The 24,262-nt window shown below is 67.6% G+C and carries 26 protein-coding genes and 1 other RNA gene; 13 read left to right on the forward strand and 14 right to left on the reverse strand.

Features of this window, described 5'->3' with window-relative positions; all coding sequences use genetic code 11:
* Nucleotides 1–38: 38 nt before the first annotated feature.
* From tpiA to ACFFU4_RS10690, 6 genes are all read right to left on the reverse strand, one after another.
* Nucleotides 39–791 carry a triose-phosphate isomerase gene (gene tpiA, locus ACFFU4_RS10665; protein ID WP_377069755.1) on the reverse strand — a complete coding sequence of 251 codons (753 nt, stop codon included), beginning with the start codon at nt 789–791 and terminating at the stop codon, nt 39–41.
* A 38-nt stretch (nt 792–829) separates the two neighbouring features.
* Complete coding sequence (locus ACFFU4_RS10670; protein WP_377069756.1) at nt 830–1,180, reverse strand: HesB/IscA family protein; 351 nt, start codon at nt 1,178–1,180, stop codon at nt 830–832.
* Nucleotides 1,181–1,209: 29 nt separating this feature from the next.
* On the reverse strand, nt 1,210–1,569 hold the full coding sequence (locus tag ACFFU4_RS10675; RefSeq protein WP_377069757.1) for an SUF system Fe-S cluster assembly protein: 360 nt from the start codon (nt 1,567–1,569) through the stop codon (nt 1,210–1,212).
* A gap of 132 nt (nt 1,570–1,701) precedes the next feature.
* A complete protein-coding gene (gene rimK, locus ACFFU4_RS10680) occupies nt 1,702–3,105 on the reverse strand; it encodes a 30S ribosomal protein S6--L-glutamate ligase (RefSeq protein ID WP_377069758.1) in 1,404 nt (467 codons plus the stop codon).
* Between the two features lie 100 nt (nt 3,106–3,205).
* Entirely contained in the window at nt 3,206–3,481 is a 276-nt protein-coding gene (locus ACFFU4_RS10685; RefSeq protein WP_377069759.1) for a hypothetical protein, read from the reverse strand.
* Entirely contained in the window at nt 3,481–4,371 is an 891-nt protein-coding gene (locus ACFFU4_RS10690) for an SPFH domain-containing protein (protein WP_377069760.1), read from the reverse strand. Before ACFFU4_RS10690 ends, ACFFU4_RS10685 begins: the two co-directional genes overlap by 1 nt.
* 92 nt (nt 4,372–4,463) lie before the next feature.
* Between ACFFU4_RS10690 and tgt the strand changes: the two genes are divergently transcribed.
* Nucleotides 4,464–5,588: a tRNA guanosine(34) transglycosylase Tgt gene (gene tgt / locus ACFFU4_RS10695; protein ID WP_377069761.1), complete on the forward strand. Its 1,125-nt coding sequence runs from the start codon at nt 4,464–4,466 to the stop codon at nt 5,586–5,588.
* Between the two features lie 84 nt (nt 5,589–5,672).
* On the opposite strand, the gene ACFFU4_RS10700 is transcribed toward tgt, so the two are convergent.
* The 6 genes from ACFFU4_RS10700 to ACFFU4_RS10725 all read right to left on the reverse strand — a co-directional run bounded on the left by ACFFU4_RS10700 (nt 5,673) and on the right by ACFFU4_RS10725 (nt 10,912).
* The gene (locus ACFFU4_RS10700; RefSeq protein ID WP_377069762.1) at nt 5,673–6,107 is read right to left on the reverse strand and encodes a glyoxalase superfamily protein; all 435 of its coding nucleotides are present in this window, start codon (nt 6,105–6,107) and stop codon (nt 5,673–5,675) included.
* Between the two features lie 219 nt (nt 6,108–6,326).
* Entirely contained in the window at nt 6,327–6,992 is a 666-nt protein-coding gene (locus ACFFU4_RS10705) for a hypothetical protein (RefSeq protein WP_377069763.1), read from the reverse strand.
* A gap of 129 nt (nt 6,993–7,121) precedes the next feature.
* Entirely contained in the window at nt 7,122–7,955 is an 834-nt protein-coding gene (locus ACFFU4_RS10710; RefSeq protein ID WP_377069764.1) for a lytic murein transglycosylase, read from the reverse strand.
* Between the two features lie 94 nt (nt 7,956–8,049).
* Nucleotides 8,050–8,910 (reverse strand): hypothetical protein, encoded by an 861-nt coding sequence (locus ACFFU4_RS10715; RefSeq protein WP_377069765.1) that lies wholly within the window; start codon nt 8,908–8,910, stop codon nt 8,050–8,052.
* 208 nt (nt 8,911–9,118) lie between these two features.
* Entirely contained in the window at nt 9,119–10,525 is a 1,407-nt protein-coding gene (gene glnA, locus ACFFU4_RS10720) for a type I glutamate--ammonia ligase (RefSeq protein WP_377069766.1), read from the reverse strand.
* A 48-nt stretch (nt 10,526–10,573) separates the two neighbouring features.
* Complete coding sequence (locus tag ACFFU4_RS10725; protein WP_377069767.1) at nt 10,574–10,912, reverse strand: P-II family nitrogen regulator; 339 nt, start codon at nt 10,910–10,912, stop codon at nt 10,574–10,576.
* Nucleotides 10,913–11,135: 223 nt separating this feature from the next.
* On the opposite strand from ACFFU4_RS10725, the gene ACFFU4_RS10730 reads away from it, so the two are divergent.
* The gene (locus ACFFU4_RS10730; RefSeq protein ID WP_377069768.1) at nt 11,136–12,671 is read left to right on the forward strand and encodes an NAD(P)H-hydrate dehydratase; all 1,536 of its coding nucleotides are present in this window, start codon (nt 11,136–11,138) and stop codon (nt 12,669–12,671) included.
* 2 nt (nt 12,672–12,673) lie between these two features.
* On the opposite strand, the gene bmt is transcribed toward ACFFU4_RS10730, so the two are convergent.
* Nucleotides 12,674–13,687 (reverse strand): betaine--homocysteine S-methyltransferase, encoded by a 1,014-nt coding sequence (gene bmt, locus ACFFU4_RS10735; RefSeq protein ID WP_377069769.1) that lies wholly within the window; start codon nt 13,685–13,687, stop codon nt 12,674–12,676.
* 120 nt (nt 13,688–13,807) lie between these two features.
* Nucleotides 13,808–14,122: a DUF1476 domain-containing protein gene (locus ACFFU4_RS10740; RefSeq protein WP_377069770.1), complete on the reverse strand. Its 315-nt coding sequence runs from the start codon at nt 14,120–14,122 to the stop codon at nt 13,808–13,810.
* Between the two features lie 167 nt (nt 14,123–14,289).
* Between ACFFU4_RS10740 and purC the strand changes: the two genes are divergently transcribed.
* From purC to ACFFU4_RS10795, 11 genes are all read left to right on the forward strand, one after another.
* Nucleotides 14,290–15,051, forward strand: a complete 762-nt coding sequence (purC, locus tag ACFFU4_RS10745; protein WP_377069771.1) for a phosphoribosylaminoimidazolesuccinocarboxamide synthase — start codon at nt 14,290–14,292, stop codon at nt 15,049–15,051.
* Between the two features lie 12 nt (nt 15,052–15,063).
* Nucleotides 15,064–15,303 carry a phosphoribosylformylglycinamidine synthase subunit PurS gene (purS, locus tag ACFFU4_RS10750; protein WP_377069772.1) on the forward strand — a complete coding sequence of 80 codons (240 nt, stop codon included), beginning with the start codon at nt 15,064–15,066 and terminating at the stop codon, nt 15,301–15,303.
* A gap of 94 nt (nt 15,304–15,397) precedes the next feature.
* Nucleotides 15,398–15,753, forward strand: a transfer-messenger RNA (tmRNA) gene (gene ssrA, locus ACFFU4_RS10755).
* Between the two features lie 68 nt (nt 15,754–15,821).
* Nucleotides 15,822–17,072: a chromate efflux transporter gene (gene chrA / locus ACFFU4_RS10760; protein WP_377069773.1), complete on the forward strand. Its 1,251-nt coding sequence runs from the start codon at nt 15,822–15,824 to the stop codon at nt 17,070–17,072.
* A 74-nt stretch (nt 17,073–17,146) separates the two neighbouring features.
* Nucleotides 17,147–17,605 carry an SspB family protein gene (locus ACFFU4_RS10765; RefSeq protein ID WP_377069774.1) on the forward strand — a complete coding sequence of 153 codons (459 nt, stop codon included), beginning with the start codon at nt 17,147–17,149 and terminating at the stop codon, nt 17,603–17,605.
* Nucleotides 17,606–17,695: 90 nt separating this feature from the next.
* Nucleotides 17,696–19,087, forward strand: coding sequence for a class II fumarate hydratase (fumC, locus tag ACFFU4_RS10770; RefSeq protein WP_377069775.1), 1,392 nt, complete (start codon nt 17,696–17,698; stop codon nt 19,085–19,087).
* Nucleotides 19,084–19,266, forward strand: coding sequence for a DUF4169 family protein (locus tag ACFFU4_RS10775; protein WP_377069776.1), 183 nt, complete (start codon nt 19,084–19,086; stop codon nt 19,264–19,266). Before fumC ends, ACFFU4_RS10775 begins: the two co-directional genes overlap by 4 nt.
* Nucleotides 19,267–19,348: 82 nt before the next feature.
* Nucleotides 19,349–19,597, forward strand: coding sequence for a ribbon-helix-helix domain-containing protein (locus ACFFU4_RS10780; protein ID WP_377069777.1), 249 nt, complete (start codon nt 19,349–19,351; stop codon nt 19,595–19,597).
* Between the two features lie 219 nt (nt 19,598–19,816).
* Nucleotides 19,817–21,457 carry a BCCT family transporter gene (locus ACFFU4_RS10785; protein WP_377069778.1) on the forward strand — a complete coding sequence of 547 codons (1,641 nt, stop codon included), beginning with the start codon at nt 19,817–19,819 and terminating at the stop codon, nt 21,455–21,457.
* A 106-nt stretch (nt 21,458–21,563) separates the two neighbouring features.
* Complete coding sequence (locus ACFFU4_RS10790; RefSeq protein ID WP_377069779.1) at nt 21,564–22,784, forward strand: aminotransferase class V-fold PLP-dependent enzyme; 1,221 nt, start codon at nt 21,564–21,566, stop codon at nt 22,782–22,784.
* Between the two features lie 48 nt (nt 22,785–22,832).
* Nucleotides 22,833–24,251, forward strand: coding sequence for a cryptochrome/photolyase family protein (locus ACFFU4_RS10795; RefSeq protein ID WP_377069780.1), 1,419 nt, complete (start codon nt 22,833–22,835; stop codon nt 24,249–24,251).
* The last annotated feature ends 11 nt before the right edge of the window (nt 24,252–24,262 follow it).

The following is a 24,262-nucleotide window of genomic DNA, read 5'->3' on the forward strand; positions in this document are numbered from 1 at the left end:
CTCCCCCGGAATATTTATTGCAAGATGAAGCCTGCGACTTAAGCTGTGGCTTCTAAAGTCATGATAATAGGAGAAAAATCCTCGGCCTTGAGGCTCGCGCCGCCGACCAGCGCGCCGTCAACATCGGCGATGGCGAAGATCCCGGCGGCGTTTGCAGGCTTGACCGAGCCGCCGTAGAGCAGGCGCAGAGCGGTGGCCGCGGCCCCGCCCAGGCGCTCGGCCAGCAGGCTGCGGATCAGGCCGTGGACCTCGGCGATCTGTGCGTCGGTGGGGGTGAGGCCGGTGCCGATGGCCCAGACCGGCTCGTACGCGATCACGGTGTTGGTGGCGGTGCTGCCGTCGGGCACGGATGCGTGCAGTTGCGCGGCGATCACCTCGAGGGTCTGCGCCGCCTCGCGCTGCGCCAGCGTCTCGCCCAGGCAGATCACCGCGATGAGCCCGGCGGCGTGGGCGGCGCGGGCCTTTTCGGCGACCAACTCATTGTTTTCATGGTGATGTTCCCGGCGTTCGGAATGGCCGAGAATGACCGCGCCGGCCCCTGCATCGGCCAGCATCGGGGCCGAGATATCGCCGGTATGGGCGCCCGAGGCGGCGGCGTGGCAGTCCTGCGCGCCGATCATCACCGCGCTGTCGGCGGCGAGCCCTGCGGCCTGCGCGAGCAGCGTGGCGGGCGGGCAGATCAGGATATCGATCCGCGGCGCGGGATGGGCGGTGGCGAGCGCCGCGATCTGCGACAGATCGGCCTTGGTGCCGTGCATCTTCCAATTGCCGGCGACGAGTTTGCGTGTCATGAAAAATCGCTTTCTGGCAATAGGTTACACGGCAAAGCTCACATCTCGGCGAACTTGATCGACTCGCCGCAGCCGCAGGATTCGGTGACGTTGGGGTTGTTGAACACAAAGCCCGATTCCAGAAGCGAGACCTGATAGTCGATCTCGGTTCCGAACAGGAACATCTGTGCCATCGGTGCGATCAGGACGCGCGCGCCGTCTTGCTCGACCACCTCATCGTGGGGGTCAACCTCGGTCACATACTCCATCGTGTATTCCATGCCCGCGCAGCCGCCCTTCTTGACGCCGATGCGCAAGCCCTGGTGGCCGTCGCGACCCATCAGTTTCGCGATCTGCTTGGCGGCGGCGGGCGTCATGGAGACCGCCTGTTTACCGGGAATTCCGAACATGAGGTATACCTTCCAGTTCGTTGATTTCGTTACATGAAACCCAGTTCAAGCCGAGCCTCATCGGACATCATGTCCATCCCCCAGGGGGGCTCCCAGGTGAGTTGGACGTCGACCTGTTTGACGCCCGCGAGCGGCTCGATCGCGTCGGCGACCCAGCCGGGCATCTCGCCGGCCACCGGACAGCCCGGCGCGGTCAGGGTCATCACGATACCGACCGCGTTCTCGGCGTCGATGTCGATCGTGTAGATCAACCCGAGGTCATAGATATTCACAGGAATTTCAGGATCATAGACGGAGCGACAGGCCTCGACCACCTGGTCGTAGAGCGGGTGATCGGTGCTGGAGGGCGCGATCAGCGGGGCACCCTCGAAGGGCTCTGTTGCGGTCATGGCGGGCGGCTCCTGCAGTGTTTCCGATCAAACATATAAGAATTAAGGTCGCCCGCGTCCAGAGGGCGGACCTCACGGTTCGGCGCGCGAACCGCACGGTTCGGGCCGGGCACCGCGCGGTGCCCCGGCGGATCAGGTCGATTTCTTGCGCCGCCGCACCGGGGTGGGCCGCACCCGCGCCTCGATCATCTCGTAAAGCGCGCCGGTGATGTTCTTGCCGGTGGATTTCTCGATCCCTTCGAAGCCCGGTGAGGAATTGACCTCGAGCACCTTGGGCCCGGTCTCGGAGCGCAAGAGGTCCACCCCGGCCATGTTGAGATCGAACACGCGGGCGGCGCGGATCGCGGTCTCGCGCTCGGCCTTGGTGATTCGCACCGATTTGGCGGAACCGCCGCGGTGCAGGTTGGAGCGGAAATCGCCCTCGGCCCCGGTGCGCTTCATCGAGGCCACCACCTTGCTGCCGATCACGAGGCAGCGGATATCCTCGCCCGCCGCCTCGCGCACGAAATCCTGCACGAGGAAATTCGCCTTGAGACCCCGGAAGGCGTCGATCACCGATTCGGCGGCCTTTTTCGTTTCGGCGAGCACCACGCCCTTGCCCTGGGTCGATTCGAGCAGCTTGACGATCAGCGGGGCGGTGCCGACGAGGCCGATCAGGTTGCCGGTATCCTTGGGCGAGGCGGCGAAGGCGGTGTTGGGCATGCCGACCTGCGCGCGCGCCATGAGCTGATGGGCGTAGAGCTTGTCGCGGCTGGCGATGATGCCGGCGGAGGTATTGGCGCAGAAGGTGCCGATGGTCTCGAACTGGCGGATCACGGCGGCACCGTAGGCGGTGACCGAGGCGCCGATGCGCGGGACCACCGCATCGTAGCGCGGCAGGCGCTTGCCGTCGTAATGCACCTCGGGGGCGAGCGCGTTGATCGCCATGTAGCAGCGGGTGGTGTCGATCACCTCGACGGTGTGGCCGCGCGCCTCGCCCTCCTCGACGAGGCGGCGGGTGGAAAAATTGTCCTCGCGGCTGAGCACGCAGATGCGCAGCGAGCGCTTGGGCTGGACGCTGCGCATTTTCGAGGTGTGGTAGACGTCGTAGCTGAGCTCGGGCTGCAAAAAGCGGTCGGTGGCGACGATCGAGATGTGATCCTTGAGCGCCTGGCGGCCCAGAAGCATCCGGCTGGTCATGCTGGAGCGGTTGGTGAGGGTGAGCTCGATCGGCCAGCTATCGCCGTTGACGGCGAGGGTGCTGTTGATGACGTAGCGCAATTCGCGCTCGCCGTTGGAGGAGGCCACCTCGCGGCGGTCCACGATCAGCGCGGAGCAGGGGATCACCAGGTCGTCGCGCCCCGGGATCGGGTGCACGGTAAAGCGCACCTTGGGCTTGGAGGACGGGCCGAAGGTCTCGATATCGAAGGCGTGGAGCGCCGAGGTGCGCGCGCCGGTGTCGACCTTGGCCTTGAGCGCGGGCACGCCGAGATCGGGCAGCGCGATCCATTCCTCCCAGCCGAATTGCAGGGGCTGGGGCGTGGTGTCTTCGGTCATTTTGTACTTATCCTCGATCCTGTCGGAAAATGGTCCGCCGCGGACGCGATCACAGCACGGAACCGCCTGCGCGCGCAAGGTGACGCGGCGCGCGGGCGGGTCACTTGTTGATGTCTTCGTCGATCACGCGGGTCTGGTCGTCGGGGGCGCGAAACAGGCGGCGCAGCACGATCCAGGCGATGAGCGAAAACACCGCGAAGAGCGCCAGCAGCGCTGTCGGCCCGAGGCCCAGCGGCAACAGCACGAGCAGCGCCACCACTGCCGCCCCGCAGGCGAAGCCGAGAAAGACGAAGCCCGGCACCAGTATTTCAGTGATGGCGAGCACGAGCGCAGCCGCCGCCCAGACCCACCAGAATTGCCAGAGCGCGAAACCCATCACATGCGCCCCTTGAGCATCGAGAAGGCGTTGGCGAACGCCTCGACCGCTTGGGCGGGGACGATCACGGTCTGGTTGCCGCTGCCCTGTCCCATCGCGCCCATCGCCTCGACCTGTTTCAGCGCCACCTGGTATTGCGCCGCCTCCAGCCCGTTTTCGGCGATGGCCCGGGCGACGACGCCGGTGGCGTACGCCTCGGCATCGGCCTGCACGCGGCGGGCCTTGGCGGCCTGTTCGGCGGCGTAAAGCTCGCCATCGGCCTGCAATTCGATGGCGCGTTTCTGGCCCTCGGCCTCGGTCACCTGAGCGCGGCGGGCGCGCTCGGCGTTGAGCTGTTGCAACATCGCCTCGCGGGTGGCCTGATCGAGATTGACATCGAGGATCTCGGCGCGGGTGACGTCGATGCCCCAATCCCCGACCGCGTCCTCGACCCATTTCTTGATCATGGAGATGAGTTGATCGCGGTTGGATTGCACCTCGTCGAGATCCATCCTGCCGATCTCGGCACGCACGATGCCCGCCACTGTCGTGGCGATCGCCTCGTCGACGTCGCGGATGCGGTAGACGGTCTTTTCCGGGCGCAGGATGCGGTAGAACACGGAGGTTTCAACCTGCACCAGCACGTTGTCGCGGGTGATCGCATCCTGGCTGGCAGTGGGAAGCTGGCGTTCGAGGATCGAAATACGATGCGCGACCCGGTCGAGAAACGGCACGATCAGGTTGATGCCGGGGCCGAGCACCTTGTACAGCTTGCCGAAGCGTTCGACCACGTATTGCTCGGATTGGGGCACGATCCAGAGACCGCGAAAGATCACGAGGATGGCGAGGATCGCGAGCAGCAGCCAGAGGATATTGGCTGAGATGAGGGAGAGGATCTGGTCTTCGGTCATCATGGCGTCCTGACATATGGCCTGCGCAACGGCTATGAACCCGGTTTAATCGGCTTTAGACGGGGGAGAAAGCTCAAACCGGAGGGGGGGACATGCGGATCGGGTTCAGCCGGCTGGCGCAGGACGGCAAGGCACGGGCGGGCGTGATCGCGACGCCGCGCGGCGAGGTGATGACGCCCGCCTTCATGCCGGTGGGCACCGCCGGGACCGTCAAGGGGATGCTGCCCGGAAGCGTGGCGGCGACCGGCGCGCAGATCGTGCTGGGCAATACCTATCACCTGATGCTGCGCCCCGGCGCGGAGCGGGTGGCGCGGCTGGGGGGGCTGCACCGGTTCATGAACTGGCAGGGGCCGATCCTGACCGATTCGGGCGGCTTTCAGGTGATGAGCCTTGCCGGGCTGCGCAAGCTGACCGAGGCGGGGGTGACGTTTCGCAGTCATATCGACGGATCAAAACATGTGTTGACGCCGGAGCGATCGATGGAGATCCAGCGTCTGTTGGGCTCGGATATCGTGATGTGTTTCGACGAATGCCCGGCGCTGCCCGCGAGCGATGCGCAGGTGGCCGAGAGCATGCGGCTCAGTATGCGGTGGGCGGCGCGCTCCAAGGAGGCGTTCGGGGATCGGCCGGGCCATGCGCTCTTTGGCATCATGCAGGGCGGTGTCACGCCCGAGTTGCGCGAGCAGAGTGCCGAGGCATTGAAGGAGATCGGGTTCGACGGCTATGCGGTCGGCGGTCTGGCCGTGGGCGAGGGGCAGGAGGCGATGTTCGGCGTGCTGGATTATGCGCCGGGGTTCCTGCCCGAGGACCGGCCGCGCTACCTGATGGGGGTGGGCAAGCCCGACGATATCGTGGGCGCCGTCAAGCGCGGCATCGACATGATGGATTGCGTGCTGCCATCGCGCTCGGGGCGGACCGGGCAGGCGTGGACGCGGGCCGGGCAGGTCAACCTCAAGAACGCGCGCCACGCCGACGATCCGAGGCCGCTCGACGAGGAGTGCGCCTGCCCGGCCTGCCGGGGCTATTCCCGCGCCTACCTGCACCATGTCTACCGCTCGGGCGAGATGATCGCGGGGATGCTGCTGACCTGGCACAACCTGCATTACTATCAGGAGTTGATGGCGGGGATGCGGGCGGCGATCATGGCCGGACGGTTCGGCGCGTGGGAGGCGGAATTTCACGCCGCGCGGGCGCAGGGGGATATCCCGCCGCTTTGACGCCCCCCACGGTCAGGGGCGCGGCACCGAGGGGCTGTGCCGGGTTGGCGAGGGGGCGCGACCGATCGCGCCCCCTTTCATGCTTCAGGCGGCGTCGAGCACCACATGGGGCTGTCCGTCGGACGTCTTGGCCAGTGTGTGTCCAGCGTCATTCACGATGCAGTTGATTTGCCGCCGGTACGAACTGAACCAGTCGGAGCGCACCACATCGACGGGCCGGTCGAAGACGATGGTCAGATGCCGGTGGCTGCCGGTGGCCTCCCGCACCGCCTTGATCCGCCCGGTAAAGCCGTGACCCAGATAGCGGCCCGAGACGGCCTGTCCCACCTGCCAGCGGGGCGCGGGCGCATTGCAGAGCGCCGCCGAGAGCGTATTCCAGTCGCGAAAGCCCCATTGCCGCGAGATCGTTTCAAGCGCCGCGCTGTGGCTGAGCGCGGTGCCCTGATCGGCCAAAGTGGCACGCAGGCGCCTGGCGTGATCCTTGAGTGCGCCGCGATTCGGAAGTGTCGTGTTGGTCATGGGTTTCTGTCCTGCGGGCCGCGTTGACGGGACGATGTTCGCATTGTCATCCGGTTCGTGACCCAAGGTCAGAAAACTGGAAAATATCCGACAGGACTTCACCAAAGGCGCGCGGCCTCGCGAACGGCGGGGGCCTGCGCCCCATGATGGTGGGAAGTAGGGACTGGCCCCCGCGCTGTCAACGGGGGGCAACAGCGCCGTGTCAGGGTGCCAGGGCGCTCAGCCGCTGATGAGCGGCTGCGCCTCGCGCAGCGCCGTGTATGTCAGCAGCGCGGCCCCCACGGGCGGCGCGTGCAGGAACAGCGTCAGCCCCAGCGTCACCACCGTCAGGCGCATCGGCTGCGACGGGATCGCGGGCAGGGTGCCGGGCTCGACCGCGTCGCGCTGCCAGCCGCCGTCGCGCGCCTCGGCGCGCTTGCGCCGGCCGGTCTCGATATCCCCGGGGCGCAGGCGTGGCGCGGTCGCGCCGAGCAGATCGAAGGTGCGGTCCAGAAGCGCCGCGCCGATGGTCTGCGAGGCCGGGCCGCGCAGCAGCGCGTCAAACGGCATGTAGCGGCCCACCCGGTCGAGCGCGCGCTCCAGCAGCAGGCCATAGGCGGCGGGATCGAAGCCGGTGACGCGCCCCTTGCGGCGCGGCGGCGGGCCGATGGCGATCACCAGATAATGCGGGCGGTCCTTGCGCTCGGGCGGCAGCCAGCCGAGCGCGATGCGCACGCATTCGCGGTCGATCAGCGCGAGGTCATCGCCGTCCCATGTCAGGCGGCGCACCTGCGTGGCCAGCCCGTGCGACGCGATGTCGAATTCCTCGACGATGTCGGGGAACTCCATCCCCGGCGGGCCGTGATATTCCAGTGCGGCGATCTCGCCGTAAGTCTGCCTGTACATGATCTGCCTCTCGGCCTGCTCCTGTCCTGAAGCGGATGGAAACCGGATGCACTTTTTACGCTCGTCTCACATTGTGCACTTGCACGCGTCTCACCTGGCACAAAACAATTCCGACCTGCGGGGGCCGTCTCAGCCCCCGTCGATCCGCGCCGCCATGATGGCGATCGCCTTTTGATACACACCGGCGGCGTTCCATTCCTGGATCACCGCAAAATTCGCCTCGCCCGGCTGGTAGCCGCGGCCCGGCTGCCAGCCCTTGGCGCGCAGGTAATTGGCGGTCGAGGCCATGGCGTCGGTCAGGTCGTAGAAATCCACCCGCCCGTCGCCGTCGCCGTCCACGCCGTAGCGCAGCGCGTTGCCGGGCAGGAACTGGGTATGGCCCAGCTCGCCGTGCCGCGCGCCGCGGGTGGCGGCGGTGATGGCCCCCTGGTCCACCAGCTTGAGCGCGCCGATGGCATGGGGGCGGAAGAAATCCGAGCGGCGGCAATCCCAGGTCAGCGTGACGATCGCCGAGACCACCGAACTGTCGCCCATGAAGCGGCCGAACCCCGTCTCCATTCCGTGGATCGCGATCAGCACGCCCGCGGGCACGCCGTAGATGCGTTCGAGCGAGTCGTAGAACGCGGCGTTGCGCGCGCGCCGTTCGCGGCCCTGCGCCACGATGACCGACGCGCCGCGGATCTCCATGAACCTGTCGAGGCTGTAGCGAAAGCTCTTCTGGTTGCGGTCGGCGGCGATGGTGGCCTGCGCGTAGCGCGCGCCGCGCAGCGCGTCGAGCCCGCGCTGCCCGACGCCCGCGGCGGCGGCGTCGCGGGCGAAGTCCTGTTTCCACGCCTCGAAACCACGGGCGCTGTCGCCGCATCGGGCGGCCTGCGCCGCGTCGGCACCCGCCAGCAGCGCGGCGGCGCAGAACGCGAGACGCGCCAGGCGTGGCGCGGCGTGGATCGGCAGTGCTGATGTCATCGTTACGGTCCCCCTCGGTGCACACACACCGTCAGCATATCGCGCCGCGGACCTGTGACAAGGTCCGGGCCGGCGCGAAGGAGGGGCGGGCGTCTCATCCGCCGAGCATTCCGAGCAGGTACGCCGCCTGCGCGATCTGCCCATGGGTGGTCAGCACCACGAAGGTGCCGGTGAGCGCCGCGGTCTGCGAGGCGAGGCGCATGTTCTCGCCGCGCAGCAGGTTGATCACGGCGAGCGCCGCGGCAACCGGCAGGGCAAAGAGACCGATGGCGAAGGTCAGCATCCAGACGCTGAGCCGCAGCGGCGCGGTCGGTTCGCGGATATCGTCCGGGGCGGACATGGCCGCGGCGTCCTCCGGGTCGGGATCGCGGAACGCCGCGCGCAGCGCGTCGAGCCGCTCTTCCTCGGTGCGGTTGCGGGCAAAGCCGGGCATCTGGCTGCGCAGTTGCGCGTAGGCCGTCTCGACATCGGGCAGCCGCTTGCGGCGGCGTCCGGTCGCGGCGGGGGCAGGGCGTGCGGGTTTCGGCATCGCCGCGGTATTGGCCACCGCGGCGCGGAATTCGGCCCGCGTCAGCACCGCGCGCGGATCGGTCCACTGGACGTAATCGGGCACCAGCACCGCCTGAAGCCCGGCCAGCAGGTGCGCGATCAGCGTCTCCGACGAGGTCTCGGCCTGCGCCTCGTCATCGGCCCCGCGTTCGAGGCTGAGATCGAGGATATGCGCCGGGGTGGTGTCGATCCGGGGCAGCGGGCGGCCGCCGGTGATCCGCACCCGGCAGACGAGCCGCCGCGTGCGCACCGTGGCCTGCGAGTCGCTTTCGCAGCGGCGCTCCTGCACCCGTTCGCCGAGCCGGTCGAGCGCGTCGGCGACGCTGCAGGTGATGGTCGCGATATCGAAGGATTTTTTACCCAGAAATACTAGTCCAGCCTGAACCTTTTGCACATTGTCGGTCATGGTGGCACCTGTCGGTTTTACGTTCAGGTCCGAGATTCGCAGGCAATGTGGTAACCAGTTTGTTTCAAATGCGGACAGATTTAGGCAAGTCATGCGGGCTGCCCCGCATTGCTGCGCCGCGCGAAACGGCCTGCACGCAAAGGGAAAGGCGCCCCGTTTACGGGACGCCTCAGGGTTGTGACGGTGGCGAAATTGTGGCGGTATCGCCTCAGCAGCTATAATACATCAGGAATTCAACCGGATGCGGGGTGTGCTCGTACATCTCGATCTCTTCCATCTTGAGCTCGATATAGCCGTCGATCTGATCCTTGGTGAACACGTCGCCGGCGAGCAGGAACTCGTGGTCGGCGGCGAGCGAATCGACGGCCTCGCGCAGGCTGCCGCAGACCGTGGGGATGCCTTCGAGCTCCTCGGCGGGCAGGTCGTAGAGGTTCTTGTCCATCGCCTCGCCCGGGTCGATGCGCGACTTGATGCCGTCGAGCCCGGCCATCAGCAGCGCGGCAAAGCACAGGTAGGGGTTGGCCGACGGGTCGGGGAAGCGGGCCTCGACGCGCTTGGCCTTGGGGCTCTCGGTCCACGGGATGCGGATGCAGCCCGAGCGGTTGCGCGCCGAGTAGGCCCGCAGCACCGGGGCCTCGAAGCCGGGGATCAGCCGCTTGTAGCTGTTGGTCGAGGGATTGGTGAAGGCGTTGAGCGTCTTGGCGTGCTTGAGCAGGCCGCCGATGAACCACAGCGCCTCCTGGCTCAGGTCGGCGTATTTGTCACCGGCGAAGAGCGGCTTGCCGTCCTTCCAGATCGACATGTTGACGTGCATGCCGGTGCCGTTGTCGCCGTAGATCGGCTTGGGCATGAAGGTGGCCGACTTGCCATAAGCCTGCGCGACGTTGTGGATGACGTACTTGTATTTCTGAAGCTCGTCGGCCTGCTTGGTCAGGCTGTCGAAGATCAGCCCCAACTCGTGCTGGCACGAGGCCACCTCGTGGTGGTGCTTGTCCACCTTCATGCCGAGACGCTTCATCGTCGAGAGCATTTCCGAGCGGATATCCTGGCCGTCGTCGATCGGGTTGACCGGGAAATAGCCGCCCTTGACGCCGGGGCGGTGGCCGGTGTTGCCCATCTCGTATTCGGTGTCGGTGTTCCACGAGCCGTCGATGGCATCGACCTCGTAGGAGACCTTGTTAATCTTGTTGCTGACGCGGACATCGTCGAAGATGAAGAACTCCGCCTCCGGCCCGAAGAAGGCCGCATCGCCGATCCCGCTCGATTTCAGGTAGGCTTCGGCCTTTTCGGCGGTGCCGCGCGGGTCGCGGTTATAGGGTTCTCCGGTGTCGGGCTCGACCACCGAGCAGTGCACGCAGAGCGTCTTTTCGGCGTAGAACGGATCGACATAGGCGCTGGCGGTGTCGGGCATGAGCTTCATGTCCGAAGCCTCGATGGATTTCCAGCCCTGGATCGACGAGCCGTCGAACATGAAGCCCTCGTCGATGAAATCCTCATCGACCTGGTCGGCCATCACGGTGACGTGCTGCAACTTGCCGCGCGGGTCGGTGAAGCGGATATCGACATACTCGATATCCTCGTCCTTGATCTGCTTGAGGAGCGCGTCTGTGCTCATGCGCTGGTCCCTTTCGTTGATTGAATCGTTGATGTTCGGAAGGTTGTGTCAGAGCGCGTCCGGCCCGGTCTCGCCGGTGCGGATGCGGATGGCGTGCTCGACCGGGCTGACGAAGATCTTGCCATCGCCGATCTTGTCGGTGCGGGCGGCGTCCACGATCGCCTCGATCGCGCCCTCGACCTGGTCATCGTCGACGACCACGTCGATCTTGACCTTGGGCAGAAAGTCCACGACGTATTCCGCCCCGCGATACAGTTCGGTGTGCCCCTTCTGGCGGCCGAATCCCTTGACCTCGATCACCGAGAGTCCCTGGATGCCGGCCTCCTGCAAGGCTTCCTTCACCTCGTCGAGCTTGAATGGCTTGATGATCGCCTCGATCTTTTTCATGGCAAAAGAGTCTCCCTGACCGCGTTCGCCCCCGCTCAGACCACTTCCCGCGGGCACCGACAATCGGATAGGCTGAAATCCGGGTTGCCGCGCCGCCGGTTTTGGCAGCGATGCACAAAAAATATGCAAAACGCCCGGAAAGCGGGCGGAATTGAATCGCGCCGGGACAGCACGCCGGGACAGCACGCCGGGACAGCGCGCCGGGACAGGAGGACCGCAAGCCATGACCGATCTGCTCACCGCCGCGCAGATGCGCGCCCTTGAGAGCGCCGCCATTGGCGCGGGCGCGGTGAGCGGGCTGGATCTGATGGAGCGGGCCGGGCGCGGCGTTGTGGCGGCGGTGTTCGGGCAATGGCCCGATCTGGCGCGCGCGCCGGGGCGCGCCGTGGTTCTGTGCGGGCCCGGCAACAATGGCGGCGACGGGTTCGTGGTGGCGCGGCTGCTGGCGGAACGGGGCTGGCAGGCGGATGTGTTCCTGCTGGGCGATCCCGACCGGCTGCCGCCGGATGCGCGGGAGAATTACCGGCGGTGGTCCGATTTGGACGCGGTCCGTCCGCTGGACGGGGCCGGTGCGGCAGAGGCGGCGGCGGCGGCGGAGGCGGCGGATCTGGTGGTCGATGCGCTTTTCGGTACCGGGCTCGCGCGGCCGCTGGAGGGCGGGCTGGCCGACCTGGTGTCGCGCCGCGCGCCGCGCTGCGTGGCCGTCGATATCCCCTCCGGCCTCTGCGCCGACAGCGGGCGGGTCCTGGGGGCGGCGATGCGCGCCGACCTGACCGTGAGCTTTCACAGCGCCAAGCCGGGGCACTATCTGGCCGATGGCCCGGCGCGGTGCGGCGCGCTCGTGGTGGCGGAGATCGGCCTGTCGCACGATCCGGTGCCGGGCGCGGTGACGCTTTGCGGCGCGCCTGACGCCGCGCGGCTCGGCAAGGGGGCGCACAAGGGGACGCACAAGTATGGCCACGGCCACGCGCTGGTGCTGAGCGGCGGGGCCGGGCGCACCGGCGCGGCGCGGCTGGCCGCGCGCGCGGCGCTGCGGGTCGGTGCGGGGCTGGTGACGCTGGGCGTGCCGGGATCGGCGCAGATGGAGGTGGCCGCGCAGATCACCGCGCTGATGCTGCGGCGGGTGGAGGATGGCGACGGGCTGAGCGAAGCCTTGCAGGACAAGCGGATCAATGCGCTGTGCCTGGGGCCGGGGATGGGGATGTCGCGCGCGCGCGCCCTGGTACCGGTGGCGTGCGGCGGGGCGGATCCCCGTCCCATGGTGCTGGATGCGGATGCGTTGACGGCGTTCGGGGACGATCCGCAGGCGCTCTTCGACATGCTGCACGCGGGGTGTGTGCTGACGCCGCACGGGGGCGAATTCGCGCGGCTGTTTCCGGATATCGCCGGGCGGCTGGCCGCACCGGCGTCCTCCGGCCCGGCCTGTTCGCGCGCCGACGCGGTGCGCGCGGCGGCGGCGCGGGCGGGCTGCGTGGTGCTGCTCAAGGGGCCGGACACCGTGATCGCCGCGCCGGACGGGCGCTGTGCGATCCATGCCGCGGCCTACGGTCGCGCGGCCCCGTGGCTGGCCACCGCCGGGTCGGGCGATGTGCTGGCGGGGCTGATCGCCGGGCTGATGGCGCGGGGGCTGGGCCCGGCGGAGGCGGCGGAGACCGCCGCCTATTGCCATGTCGAGGCGGCCCGCGCGTTCGGCCCCGGCCTGATCGCCGAGGACCTGCCTGAGGCGCTGCCGGGTGTGCTGCGCGCGCTCGGGGCCTGATCTCAGGCGCGGCGGCGGCGGCGGGTGCGGCGCGGCTGCGCCTCGTCGTCGCCGGTGCCGTCGGAGGGGGACGAGAACGGCCCGATCGCCTGCGTGATCCGGTCGAGCGTGGGGCGCGGCCCGGCGGGGCGCTCTTCCAGCGCGGCGCGCATCTTGCTCAGATGCGCGCCCATCGTGCCGCAGCAGCCGCCGATGATGCGCGCGCCCGCGTCACGGGCGAGGACCGCGTATTCGGCCATCAGCTCCGGCGTGCCGTCGTAATGGATGTGCCCGTCGTGGTATTTCGGGATACCGGCGTTGCCCTTGGCGATGATCGGGCGTTCCGAGCCCTGCGCCACGAAGCCGAGCACCGTGCGCAAGAGGTCGGACGCGCCGACGCCGCAATTGGCACCGTAGGCGATGGGCGGGTTGGCCAGCTTTTCGACCATCTTCGCCATGTCCTCGGAGGTCAGGCCCATCATGGTACGCCCGGCGGTATCGAAGCTCATGGTGCCGCACCACGGCATGCCCGCCAGCGCGAACGCCTCGGCGGCGGCCTTGTATTCCTCGGGCGCGCTGATGGTTTCGAGCCACAGGATGTCGGCCCCGCCTTCCTTGAGCCCCTCGGCCTGCTCGTGGAAGATCTCGACCGCCAGCGCATGTGTGAGCGACCCCATCGGCGCCATGATCTCGCCCGTCGGCCCGACTGACCCGGCCACCACCAGCGGGCGGTCGATGCGGTCGGCCACGTCGCGGCCGATCTCGGCAGCGGTGCGCGAGAGGTGCCGCGCGCGGCGCTCGGCCCCGTGCAGTTTCAGCCGCGCGGCGTTGCCGCCGAAGGAATTGGTCAGGAACAGGTCGCTGCCCGCGTCCACCGCGCCCTGGTAGAGGGTGCGGATACGGTCGGGGTGATCCTCGTTCCACAATTCCGGCGCGTCGCCCGATTGCAGGCCCATGTTGAACAGGTTGGTGCCGGTGGCCCCGTCGGCGAGGACCCACGCGCGGTCGGCGAGCATCTTGGTGAGGGCGTCGGTCATCGGGTGCTTTCCACTTTGGCTGGGAGCGGAAGCGTTGCCACCGCCCGCGCCGGAACGCAAACCCGAAATCCTCATCAAGATCATGAGGCGCGCTTGAGGCGCGCCCGCTGCGATGACCGCTCAGTGCTCCTTGACGAGCTGGTCCTTGGCCACCTTGAGCAACTCGTCCATCTTGGCGCGGATGGTGTCGGCATCGGCGATGTCGCCCAGATCGCCCGCCACCTTGCGCACCACGTCCTCGTGGCCCGCCTCCTCGAAATCGGCCTTGACCACCGAGATGGCGTATTCGTTGGCCGCCTCGCCGGTCTTGCCCAGCAGTTCGGCGGCCCACAGGCCCAGCAGCTTGTTGCGCCGCGCCTCGGCGCGGAACTTCATTTCCTCGTCATGGGCGAACTTGTTCTCGAAGGCGCTCTCGCGGTCGTCGAAGGTGGTCATCGGGCCGGTCCCCTTGCACTGGTTGGCGTTGCCCCCGATATGCCCTGTGCGCCCCGCAAGGGCAAGGCCCTGCGCCCCGATGCGACACCTTGCGACGACGCGGGGCTTGCACTAAGAGGGCGCATCGGCGTGGCTCCCCGCGCCCCCAGCCCAGCGACGGAGACGGCATGGCACGGCGCAAGAAAATCTACGAAGGCAAGGCCAAGATTCTCTATGAAGGCCCCGAACCGGGAACGATCGTCCAGTATTTCAAGGACGACGCCACCGCCTTCAACGCCGAGAAGAAGGCGGTGATCGAGGGCAAGGGCGTGCTCAACAACATGCTGTCGGAATATTTCATGACCGGGCTCAACACCATCGGCGTGCCGACCCATTTCATCCGCCGGGTGAACATGCGCGAACAGCTTGTCCGGGCCTGCGAGATCATCCCGCTGGAGGTGATCGTGCGCAACTATGCCGCCGGCACCATGGCCACGCGGCTGGGGCTCGACGAGGGCACGCAGCTTCCGCGGCCGATCGTGGAATACTGCCTCAAGGACGATGCGCTGGGCGATCCGCTGGTCACCGAGGAGCATATCGCCGCCTTCGGCTGGGCCACCAGCCAGGACCTCGACGACATGCTCAGCCTCGCGCTGCGCGTCAACGACTTCATGTCCGGCGTGATGTATGGCGTCGGCATCCGGCTGGTGGATTTCAAGATCGAGCTGGGCCGCGTCTATGACGGCGATTTCCAGCGCCTGATCGTGGCCGACGAGATCAGCCCCGACAGTTGCCGCCTGTGGGACATCAAGACCGGGCAGAAGCTCGACAAGGACGTGTTCCGGCGCGATCTGGGCAGCCTCACCGATGCCTATACGGAAGTGGCCAACCGCCTTGGCGTCATGCCCAAGGGCGCGACGCCGATGACCCGCCCGACGCTGATCAACTGAAGGAGTGCGAGGATGAAGGCCCGCGTTCACGTGATGCTGAAAACCGGCGTGCTCGACCCGCAGGGCGAGGCGGTGCGCCACGCGCTGGGGCAGCTCGGATTTGACGGGGTCGAGGGGGTGCGGCAGGGCAAGGTGATCGAGATCGACCTTGCCGAAAGCGATGCCGGGGCGGCGCGCGAGACGGTCACGCGGATGTGCGAGACGCTGCTCGCCAACACCGTGATCGAGAGCTATTCGGTGGAGCTGGTCTGAGCGCCGGCGACCGGCCGGATTGCCGTCGCCACCGCCGCACCCGCCGCCGCACCCGCACCTGCCCATGCGTCAATCGCGGATCCGGTGCGCGATCCCCCTTTGCAAAGCCGCGCGAAGCCCCTATATTGATCGTGTTCCCGGCAACGGGGACTATGGGCATAAACGCGCTCGGAATAAGCGGATCGGACCCGGGGGCGGTACCCGGCGGCTCCACCAAGACCCCGGCGTTGGCGGGACATGGGGCCGAAACAGGATCGACGAACGTGTAAAGGGGTGGCTTTGTCCCGGTGAGATACCACCGTTATCGGTTCACAACAGCATAATTGCCAACGACAATCGTGCTCCGGTGGCCGTTGCTGCGTAAGCAGTAACCAAACCGAAACCTTGAAGCCCTGTCCTCTAGCAAGGTCAGGCGGGGTTCGCAGGCACCTGGCAACAGAAGCCTGCACTTTCATGCCAATGTCGTTTCATGCAAATGTCGCTTGTCCGGATGTGCGCTGCGCGCCACTAAGGATGTCATGGGCGCACCGGGCTATCCCGATCTGTTGCGCAGCTTTGCGCGTATCGGCCTGCTGTCGTTCGGCGGGCCGGCGGCGCAGATTTCGGTGATGCATGACGAACTGGTGACGCGGCGGGGCTGGATGTCGGAGCCGCAGTTTCTCGGCGCGCTGTCGTTCTGCATGCTGTTGCCGGGGCCCGAGGCGATGCAGCTTGCCACCTATGCGGGCTGGCGGCAGAGGGGCGTGCCGGGCGGGCTGATCGCGGGGCTGCTCTTCGTGCTGCCCGGCGCGGCGGTGATTCTATGCCTCGGCTATGGCTATGCCGTCTGGGGCGGCGTGCCGCTGGTGCAGGCGGCGTTCCTCGGCGTCAAGGCGGCGGTGGTGGCGATCGTGGTGCAGGCGCTCCTGCGGATCGCGCGCAAGGCGCTGGCCACGCCCGGCCACTGGGTGGTGGCGGGGCTCGCCTTTGTCGCCATCTACGCGCTGTCGGTGCCGTTCCCGGCGATCATCGCGGCGGCGGCGCTGTGGGGCGCATGGCAGAGCCGGGACGTGGTGGCGGGGCCGGAGCCCGCGGCACCGGGGCGGCGGCCCGCGGACACGCTGCGCACCGCCGCGATCTGGGCCGTGCTGTGGGCCGCACCGGTGCTGGTGGCGTGGGGCGCGGGGGCCGCGTTCCTCACCGATCTGGCGCTGTTCTTCTCAAAACTGGCGGTTGTGACCTTCGGCGGCGCCTACGCGGTGCTGGCCTACATGGCCGACACGGTGGTGGAGGCCAAGGGCTGGATCACGGCGGCGCAGATGATCGACGCGCTGGGGCTGGCCGAGACGACGCCCGGTCCGCTGATCCTGGTGACGCAGTTCGTCGGGCTGCTGGCGGGCTATGCCGAGGCGGGCGCGGGGCTGGCGCTGGTGGCGGCGCTGCTGACGCTGTGGGTGACCTTCGTGCCATGTTTCCTGTGGATCTTCACCGGCGCGCCCTATGTCGAGGCGATCCTCGCGCGGCCCCGGCTCAGGGGGGCGCTGGCGGGCATCTCGGCGGCGGTGGTGGGGGTGATCTTCAACCTGTCGTTGTGGTTCGCGCTGCACGCGGTGTTCGGCGCCGTGCGCGAGGGCGCGCTCGGCCCGGTGCCGGTCTGGGCGAGCGTGTCGTGGACCGGGCTGGGGCTGACGGTGCTGGCCGCGGCGCTGCTGCTGGCGGTGCGGATGCCGATGGGGCGGGTTCTGGCGCTGATGGCGGCACTCGCGGGGGCGATTCACGCATTGACGTGAGCTGTGCGCGCAGGCTCTTTCGTTTCGATCCGAATCCCCTATGCTGGTGTGGTTCATCTTGTTCGAGGTAAGGAATGACCCGCTCCATCGACTATGGGACCCTGATGCATCGCGCGATGCGTGGCCTCATCCAGGAGGTTCTCACGGATGTGGCCACGAACGGGCTGCCGGGGGCGCATCATTTCTTCATCACCTTCGACACCACCCACCCCGGGGCCGAACTGGCCGACTGGCTGCGCGAGCGCTACCCGTCCGAGATGACGGTGGTCATGCAGCACTGGTTCGACGCGCTGGAGGTGGGCGATGACGGGTTCGGCGTCACGCTCAATTTCGGCGAGGCGCCCGAGCGGCTCTATGTGCCCTACGAGGCGATCCGCACCTTTGTCGATCCGTCGGTCGAGTTCGGCCTGCGATTCGAGACGCAGGAGGACGAGGAGGACGATGCGGGTGCGCCCCACGCGGAGGTGGAGGAGGCTGACCCGGCGCATGAGGAGACCGGCGAGGTGGTGAGCCTCGACAAGTTTCGCAAGTAGCGGGGCGGGATTCGGTATCCCGTCGTATACAGCATTGATCTTTGCGGCACCTGCGGTATGAACGGGGGGAACCGCCAAGGAGTGCCCGCCATGACCGCCACCCGCACCGAATCCGACAGTTTCGGCCCGCTCGACGTGCCCGCCGCCAAGTATTGGGGCGCGCAGACGCAGCGCAGCCTGATGAATTTCCCGATCGGCTGGGAGCGGCAGCCGGTGGCCGTCGTGCGCGCGCTGGGCGTCATCAAGAAAGCCTGCGCGCAGGCCAACAAGACCTCCGGCAAGCTCGACGCGCGGCGCGGCGACGCGATCATCGCGGCGGCGGGCGAGGTGATCGCGGGCGATCTCGACGATCACTTCCCGCTGGTCGTCTGGCAGACCGGCTCGGGCACGCAATCCAACATGAACGCCAACGAGGTGATCGCCAACCGCGCCATCGAGATGCTGGGCGGCGAGATCGGCTCAAAGGATCCGGTGCACCCCAACGACCATTGCAACATGGGGCAGTCGTCCAACGACACGTTTCCCACGGCCATGCATATCGCCACCGCGATGAGCGTGCGCGATGTGCTGCTGCCCGGGCTGGAGGCGCTGGCGGCGGGGCTGGAGGACAAGTCGGAAGAGTTCCGCGACATCATCAAGATCGGCCGCACCCACACGCAGGACGCCACGCCGCTGACGCTGGGGCAGGAGTTTTCGGGCTACGCGCATCAGGTCCGGCAGGGGATCGCGCGGGTGCAGGCGGCGATGCCCGGCATTTACGAGCTGGCGCAGGGCGGCACCGCGGTGGGCACCGGGCTCAACACCGCGCCGGGCTGGGGCGAGACGGTGGCGGCCAACATGGCCGAGATCACCGGGCTGCCCTTCGTCACCGCCCCCAACAAGTTCGAGGCGCTGGCCGCGCATGACGCGATGGTGTTCCTGTCCGGCGCGCTCGCCACGGTGGCGGGCTCCTGCTACAAGATCGCCAACGATATCCGCTTCCTCGGCTCCGGCCCGCGCTCGGGTCTGGGCGAATTGATCCTGCCGGAGAACGAGCCCGGCAGCAGCATCATGCCCGGCAAGGTCAACCCGACGCAGGCCGAGGCGCTGACGCAGGTCGCCGCCCATGTCATGGGCAACGACGCCGCGATCAAGTTCGCAGGCTCGCAAGGCCATTTCGAGCTCAACGTCTACAACCCGATGATGGCCTACAATCTGTTGCAGTCCATCCAGCTTCTGGGGGATGCCACCGGCAGCTTTACCGAGCGGATGCTGACCGGCACCCGCGCCAACGAGGAGCGCATCGGCAAGCTGATGCGGGAATCGCTGATGCTGGTCACGGCGCTCGCGCCCACGATCGGCTATGACAACGCCACCAAGGTGGCCAAGACGGCGCACAAGAACGGCACCACGCTGCGCGAGGAGGCGGTCAATCTCGGGCTTTGCGACGCGGAGACCTTCGACCGCGTGGTGCGCCCCGAGGACATGATCGGCCCGAGATGAGCGACACCCCGGTCAACCTCAACCGGGTGCGCAAGCAGAAGGCGCGGGCGGCGAAAAAGGCCCGCGCCGACGGGAACGCCGCGCGCTTCGGACGCACAAGGGCGCAGAAGGCCGAAGACGCCGCCGCCGCCGCCCGCGCCCGTGCCCATCTCGACGCGCATCGCCGGGACGAGGACTGATGCGGGTTTCTTTTTGGCAAGAATACTCCGGGGGAGTCGCCGCTCGCGGCGACGGGGGCAGCGCCCCCGCCCCCCGCCTGCCATGAGCGCGCGCCCCGTCAAGCGTTCGCTCACGCTGCAGGGGCACCGCACCAGCGTGTCGCTGGAAGAGCCGTTCTGGCACGCGTTCCGCGAGATCGCGCACGCCGAGGGCCGCGCGCTCAACGCGCTCGCCGCCGAGATCGACGCCGCCCGCGACCCCGGCACCGGGCTGGCCACGGCCATCCGGCTTCACGTGCTGGCGCATTTCCGGGCGCGGGCCGGGGCCGGTCAAAACCGCCATCGCTCATAGCGCCATGTCGTTTTCGGGGTGATTCTCACCGCACCCGGTTGAAGGCCGGGTGAAAGCCGCGTTACGCTATGGAAACGCGCGGACCGCCCTGTGGGGCGGCGGAAACGTCCGGCGGCGACGGCCTTCTTGCCGTCGGAACAGGGAAACCCGGCGGCAGCGGGCAGGGGAGAGGCCCCGCAAGGTGCCCGGAACGCCGTCGGCAAAACAGGAGGGACACGGATGTCAGACGACACCGATATTCAGGGTATCCCCGCGCCAGAGGGCGCATCGGATATCATCGACACCGATTACAAGATCGGTCAGGACAACATCCAGACCAAGATCGGGCCGTTCGGGCTCGACATTCACAACCCGGTCTTCGTGATCTCGGGGCTCGTCATTATCGCCTTCGTGGCCTATGCGCTCTTCGCGCCGCAGCAGGCTTCGGATTTCTTCGGCTGGCTGCGTCCGGCGCTGACATCGACCTTCGACTGGTTCTTCCTGTCGGCGGCCAATATCTTCGTCATCTTCTGCCTGCTGCTGATCGTGTCGCCTTATGGCTCGGTCCGCCTGGGCGGCACAGATGCCACGCCCGATTACAACTATCTCGGCTGGTTTTCGATGCTGTTCGCTGCCGGCATGGGCATCGGCCTGATGTTCTTCGGCGTGCTGGAGCCGGTTTATCACATGGCCATCTCGGCTCCGCTGGGTGTGCCGTCGCCCTTTACCGAAGGTGGCGAGCTGATCCCCGAGAACGTGGAAGCGGCCAGGGCGATGGGGCTGGCGGCCACGTCCTATCACTGGGCGCTGCACCCTTGGGCGATCTATGCCGTGGTGGCGCTGGCGCTGGCGCTGTTCAGCTACAACAAGGGCCTGCCGCTCACCATCCGCAGTGCGTTCTACCCGATTTTCGGCGAGCGTGTCTGGGGCTGGACCGGCCATATCATCGACACGCTGGCGGTGTTTGCCACGCTGTTCGGTCTGGCTACCTCTCTGGGTTTCGGCGCGCAGCAGGCCAATGCCGGGCTGGAGCACATCTACGGCATCCCCAACAACGTGACGGTTCAGGTCATCCTGATCGCCGCGATTACGGGCGTGGCGCTCATCTCGGTGCTGCGCGGCCTCGACGGCGGCGTCAAGGTGCTGTCCGAGATCAATATGGCGATCGCGCTGGCGCTGCTTCTCTTCGTGCTGTTCGCGGCCGGGGCGGCCACCATCCTTGGCGATTTCGTCTCCGGGCTCGGCTCCTACTTCAAGAACGTGATCCCGCTGTCGAACCCGTTCGGGCGCGAGGATACCGGCTACATGCAGGGCTGGACCTCGTTCTACTGGGCGTGGTGGATTTCCTGGTCGCCCTTCGTCGGCATGTTCATCGCGCGCGTCAGCCGTGGCCGCACGGTGCGTGAGTTCGTAACCTGCGTGCTGATCATCCCGAGCCTCGTCTGCGTGTTCTGGATGGCCGTCTTCGGCGGCGCGGCGATTGACCAGGTTCTGAGCGATCCGGTCGGCAGCGCGGTCAAGGCGCAGGTGATCGACAGCTACAACCCGCCGCTGTCGCTGTTCGCGATGCTGGAATCGCTGCCGCTGGCGTCGATCACCTCGACCATCGGGATCGTGCTGGTGATCGTGTTCTTCGTCACCTCGTCGGATAGCGGCTCGCTGGTGATCGACACCATCACCGCGGGCGGCAAGGTCGATGCGCCGGTGCCGCAGCGGGTGTTCTGGTGCACCTTCGAAGGGCTGGTGGCGATTGCACTGCTGGTCGGCGGCGGCCTGGGGGCGTTGCAGGCGATGGTGATCTCGACGGGCTTGCCGTTCACGGTTATCTTGCTGGCGATCTGCGTCACCATCTGGAAGGGCCTCGCCTCCGAGAAGCGCTGAGCGCGATCCGGACCCGTAAACCCGAGGCCCCCCGGTGCTTGCGCGCCGGGGGGCTTTGCTGTTTGGTGCCTGCCAATGATGGGGAAAACCAAGGGGGAGACGGCCAGTGAACCTGGACAACGATTTCGTGCGCGCGCAATTTCCGGCCTTTGCCGAGCCGTCGCTGAGGGGCCAGGCGTTTTTCGAGAACGCGGGCGGGTCCTATACATGTGCGCCGGTGATCGCGCGGCTGGAACGGTATTACCGGAGCCGCAAGGTGCAGCCCTACGGCCCCTATGAGGCGAGCCGTCTGGCCGGCGAGGAAATGGACGAGGCGCGGCAACGGCTGGCGGCGATGATGGGGGTGGCCACGGACGAGGTGAGTTTCGGCCCCTCGACGACGCAGAACACCTATGTTCTGGCGCAGGCGTTCCGGCAATGGATGCGCCCCGGCGAGGCGATCGTCGTCACCGATCAGGATCACGAGGCGAATTCCGGCCCGTGGCGGCGGCTGGCCGACGAGGGGATCGAGATTCGGGAGTGGAAGATCGACCCCGGCACCGGGCTGCTCGACCCCGCCGATCTGGATGCGCTGCTGGACGAGAAGGTGCGGCTGGTGTGTTTTCCGCACTGCTCCAACGTCGTGGGCGCCGTGAACCCGGTGGTGGAGATCACCGCGCTGGCGCATGCGGCGGGCGCGTTCGTCTGCGTCGATGGCGTGAGCTATGCCCCCCACGGCCTGCCCGAGGTGGGGCGGATGGGCCCCGATATCTACCTGTTTTCCGCCTACAAGACCTACGGGCCGCATCAGGGCATCATGGTGATCCGGCGCGATCTCGGGCGGATGCTGCCCAATCAGGCGCATCATTTCAACGGCGACACGCTCTACAAGCGGTTTACCCCGGCGGGCCCGGACCACGCACAGGTGGCGGCCTGTGCGGGGATCGCCGACTATATCGACGCGCTGGCCGCCCATCACGGAATCGCGGGCGATCCGGCGGTGCGCAACGCGGGCGTGCACGAGGCGATGCGCGCGCACGAGACCACGCTGTTGCAGCCGCTGCTCGACCATGTGCGGGGCCGCAACCGGGTGCGGCTCATCGGTCCCTCGGATGCCACCGCGCGCGCGCCCACCGTGGCGCTGGCGCTCGACCGGCCGGGGGCCGAGGCGGCGGCCGATCTCGCCGCGCATGGCATCATGGCGGGGGGCGGCGATTTCTACGCACAGCGCCCGCTCAACGCCATGGGCGTAGATATGGACAAGGGTGTGCTGCGGCTCAGCTTCGTGCATTACACGTCGCGCGCGGAGGTGGACAAGCTTTTGACCGCGCTCGACGACATTCTTTGATCCGGTCCCCGGTGCCGTGCGTAGCACAACGAAAACACGAGGCGGGGGATGTCCGATCAAACACCGGTGATAGCGTGGCTGCGTCGTGACCTGCGGCTGACGGACAACCCCGCGCTGCGCGCCGCCTGCGCGGGCGGCGGGCCGGTGATTCCGGTTTTCATCCATGACGACAGCGTGGCGGCGCTGGGCGCAGCGGCGAAATGGCGGCTGGGCTTGTCGGTCGCCGCGCTGGCCCGTGATCTGGAGGCGCGGGGCAGCCGGCTGATCCTGCGCCGGGGCGATGCGCGGGATGTGATCCCGGCGCTGGTGGCGGAGACCGGGGCGGGCGCGGTGCACTGGTCGCGGCTCTACGATCCCGACGCCATCGCGCGCGACGGCGCGATCAAGGCGGCGCTGAAGGAGGGCGGGATTGTCGCCGAGAGCCACAACGCGCACCTGCTGTTCGAGCCGTGGACCGTCGAGACAGGCAGCGGCGGGTTCTACAAGGTCTATTCCCCGATGTGGCGCGCGGTGAAGGATCGCGAGGTGCCCGAACCTGCACCCGCGCCCGCGCGCATCCCCGCGCCCGAGGCGTGGCCCGCAAGCGATGCGCTGGAGGACTGGCGGATGGGGGCCGCGATGGATCGCGGTGCGGCTGTGTGCCTGCCCCATCAATGCGTGGGCGAGCAGGCGGCGCAGGGGCGGCTGGGCGCCTTCATGGCCGGGACCATCGACGGCTACAGGGACGCGCGCAACAACCCCGCTGTGGCGGGCACCTCGAACCTGTCGGAGAACCTGACCTATGGCGAAATCTCGCCCCGGCAGTGCTGGCACGCGGGCCTGCGGGCGCTGCACGAGGGCAAGCGCGGGGCCGAGCACTGGCTCAGGGAGCTGGTGTGGCGCGAGTTTGCCTATCACCTGATGTATCACACCCCGGAGATCCTGACCCGCAACTGGCGCGCGGGCTGGGACGCGTTTCCGTGGACCGAGGGGTGCGCGGCGGATGTGCTGCGCTGGAAGCAGGGGCGCACCGGTATCCCCTTTGTCGATGCGGCGATGCGCGAGATGTACGTGACGGGCCGGATGCACAACCGCGCGCGGATGAACGTGGCGTCCTATCTGACCAAGCACATGATGGTGCACTGGCGGGTGGGGATGGACTGGTTCGCCGAGTGCCTGACCGACTGGGACCCGGCGTCGAATGCGATGGGCTGGCAATGGACCGCCGGGTGCGGGCCGGATGCCGCGCCCTATTTCCGCGTCTTCAATCCCGAGACGCAACTGGCGAAGTTCGACCCCGAAGGCGGCTATGCGCGGGCCTGGATCGCCGAGGCGCAGGCGCGTCCGCCGCAGACGGCGCTGAGCTATTTCGAGGCTGTTCCGCGACGCTGGGGGCTGTCGCCCGGGGATCCATACCCCGCCCCGCTGGTCGGTCTGGCCGAGGGGCGCAAACGGGCCCTTGCGGCCTATGAGGCAAGGGAGTTCTGATGATGAAGGAC

Origin of the sequence: Roseovarius ramblicola, assembly GCF_042430665.1 — a bacterium.
Classification (GTDB): Bacteria; Pseudomonadota; Alphaproteobacteria; order Rhodobacterales; family Rhodobacteraceae; genus Roseovarius; species Roseovarius ramblicola.

Coding starts and splice junctions, on each gene's coding strand:
- tpiA (WP_377069755.1), bottom strand. CDS start 791: ATGACACGCAAACTCGTCGCCGGCAATTGGAAGATGCACGGCACCAAG.
- ACFFU4_RS10670 (WP_377069756.1), bottom strand. CDS start 1,180: ATGTTCGGAATTCCCGGTAAACAGGCGGTCTCCATGACGCCCGCCGCC.
- ACFFU4_RS10675 (WP_377069757.1), bottom strand. CDS start 1,569: ATGACCGCAACAGAGCCCTTCGAGGGTGCCCCGCTGATCGCGCCCTCC.
- rimK (WP_377069758.1), bottom strand. CDS start 3,105: ATGACCGAAGACACCACGCCCCAGCCCCTGCAATTCGGCTGGGAGGAA.
- ACFFU4_RS10685 (WP_377069759.1), bottom strand. CDS start 3,481: ATGGGTTTCGCGCTCTGGCAATTCTGGTGGGTCTGGGCGGCGGCTGCG.
- ACFFU4_RS10690 (WP_377069760.1), bottom strand. CDS start 4,371: ATGACCGAAGACCAGATCCTCTCCCTCATCTCAGCCAATATCCTCTGG.
- tgt (WP_377069761.1), top strand. CDS start 4,464: ATGCGGATCGGGTTCAGCCGGCTGGCGCAGGACGGCAAGGCACGGGCG.
- ACFFU4_RS10700 (WP_377069762.1), bottom strand. CDS start 6,107: ATGACCAACACGACACTTCCGAATCGCGGCGCACTCAAGGATCACGCC.
- ACFFU4_RS10705 (WP_377069763.1), bottom strand. CDS start 6,992: ATGTACAGGCAGACTTACGGCGAGATCGCCGCACTGGAATATCACGGC.
- ACFFU4_RS10710 (WP_377069764.1), bottom strand. CDS start 7,955: ATGACATCAGCACTGCCGATCCACGCCGCGCCACGCCTGGCGCGTCTC.
- ACFFU4_RS10715 (WP_377069765.1), bottom strand. CDS start 8,910: ATGACCGACAATGTGCAAAAGGTTCAGGCTGGACTAGTATTTCTGGGT.
- glnA (WP_377069766.1), bottom strand. CDS start 10,525: ATGAGCACAGACGCGCTCCTCAAGCAGATCAAGGACGAGGATATCGAG.
- ACFFU4_RS10725 (WP_377069767.1), bottom strand. CDS start 10,912: ATGAAAAAGATCGAGGCGATCATCAAGCCATTCAAGCTCGACGAGGTG.
- ACFFU4_RS10730 (WP_377069768.1), top strand. CDS start 11,136: ATGACCGATCTGCTCACCGCCGCGCAGATGCGCGCCCTTGAGAGCGCC.
- bmt (WP_377069769.1), bottom strand. CDS start 13,687: ATGACCGACGCCCTCACCAAGATGCTCGCCGACCGCGCGTGGGTCCTC.
- ACFFU4_RS10740 (WP_377069770.1), bottom strand. CDS start 14,122: ATGACCACCTTCGACGACCGCGAGAGCGCCTTCGAGAACAAGTTCGCC.
- purC (WP_377069771.1), top strand. CDS start 14,290: ATGGCACGGCGCAAGAAAATCTACGAAGGCAAGGCCAAGATTCTCTAT.
- purS (WP_377069772.1), top strand. CDS start 15,064: ATGAAGGCCCGCGTTCACGTGATGCTGAAAACCGGCGTGCTCGACCCG.
- chrA (WP_377069773.1), top strand. CDS start 15,822: ATGGGCGCACCGGGCTATCCCGATCTGTTGCGCAGCTTTGCGCGTATC.
- ACFFU4_RS10765 (WP_377069774.1), top strand. CDS start 17,147: ATGACCCGCTCCATCGACTATGGGACCCTGATGCATCGCGCGATGCGT.
- fumC (WP_377069775.1), top strand. CDS start 17,696: ATGACCGCCACCCGCACCGAATCCGACAGTTTCGGCCCGCTCGACGTG.
- ACFFU4_RS10775 (WP_377069776.1), top strand. CDS start 19,084: ATGAGCGACACCCCGGTCAACCTCAACCGGGTGCGCAAGCAGAAGGCG.
- ACFFU4_RS10780 (WP_377069777.1), top strand. CDS start 19,349: ATGAGCGCGCGCCCCGTCAAGCGTTCGCTCACGCTGCAGGGGCACCGC.
- ACFFU4_RS10785 (WP_377069778.1), top strand. CDS start 19,817: ATGTCAGACGACACCGATATTCAGGGTATCCCCGCGCCAGAGGGCGCA.
- ACFFU4_RS10795 (WP_377069780.1), top strand. CDS start 22,833: ATGTCCGATCAAACACCGGTGATAGCGTGGCTGCGTCGTGACCTGCGG.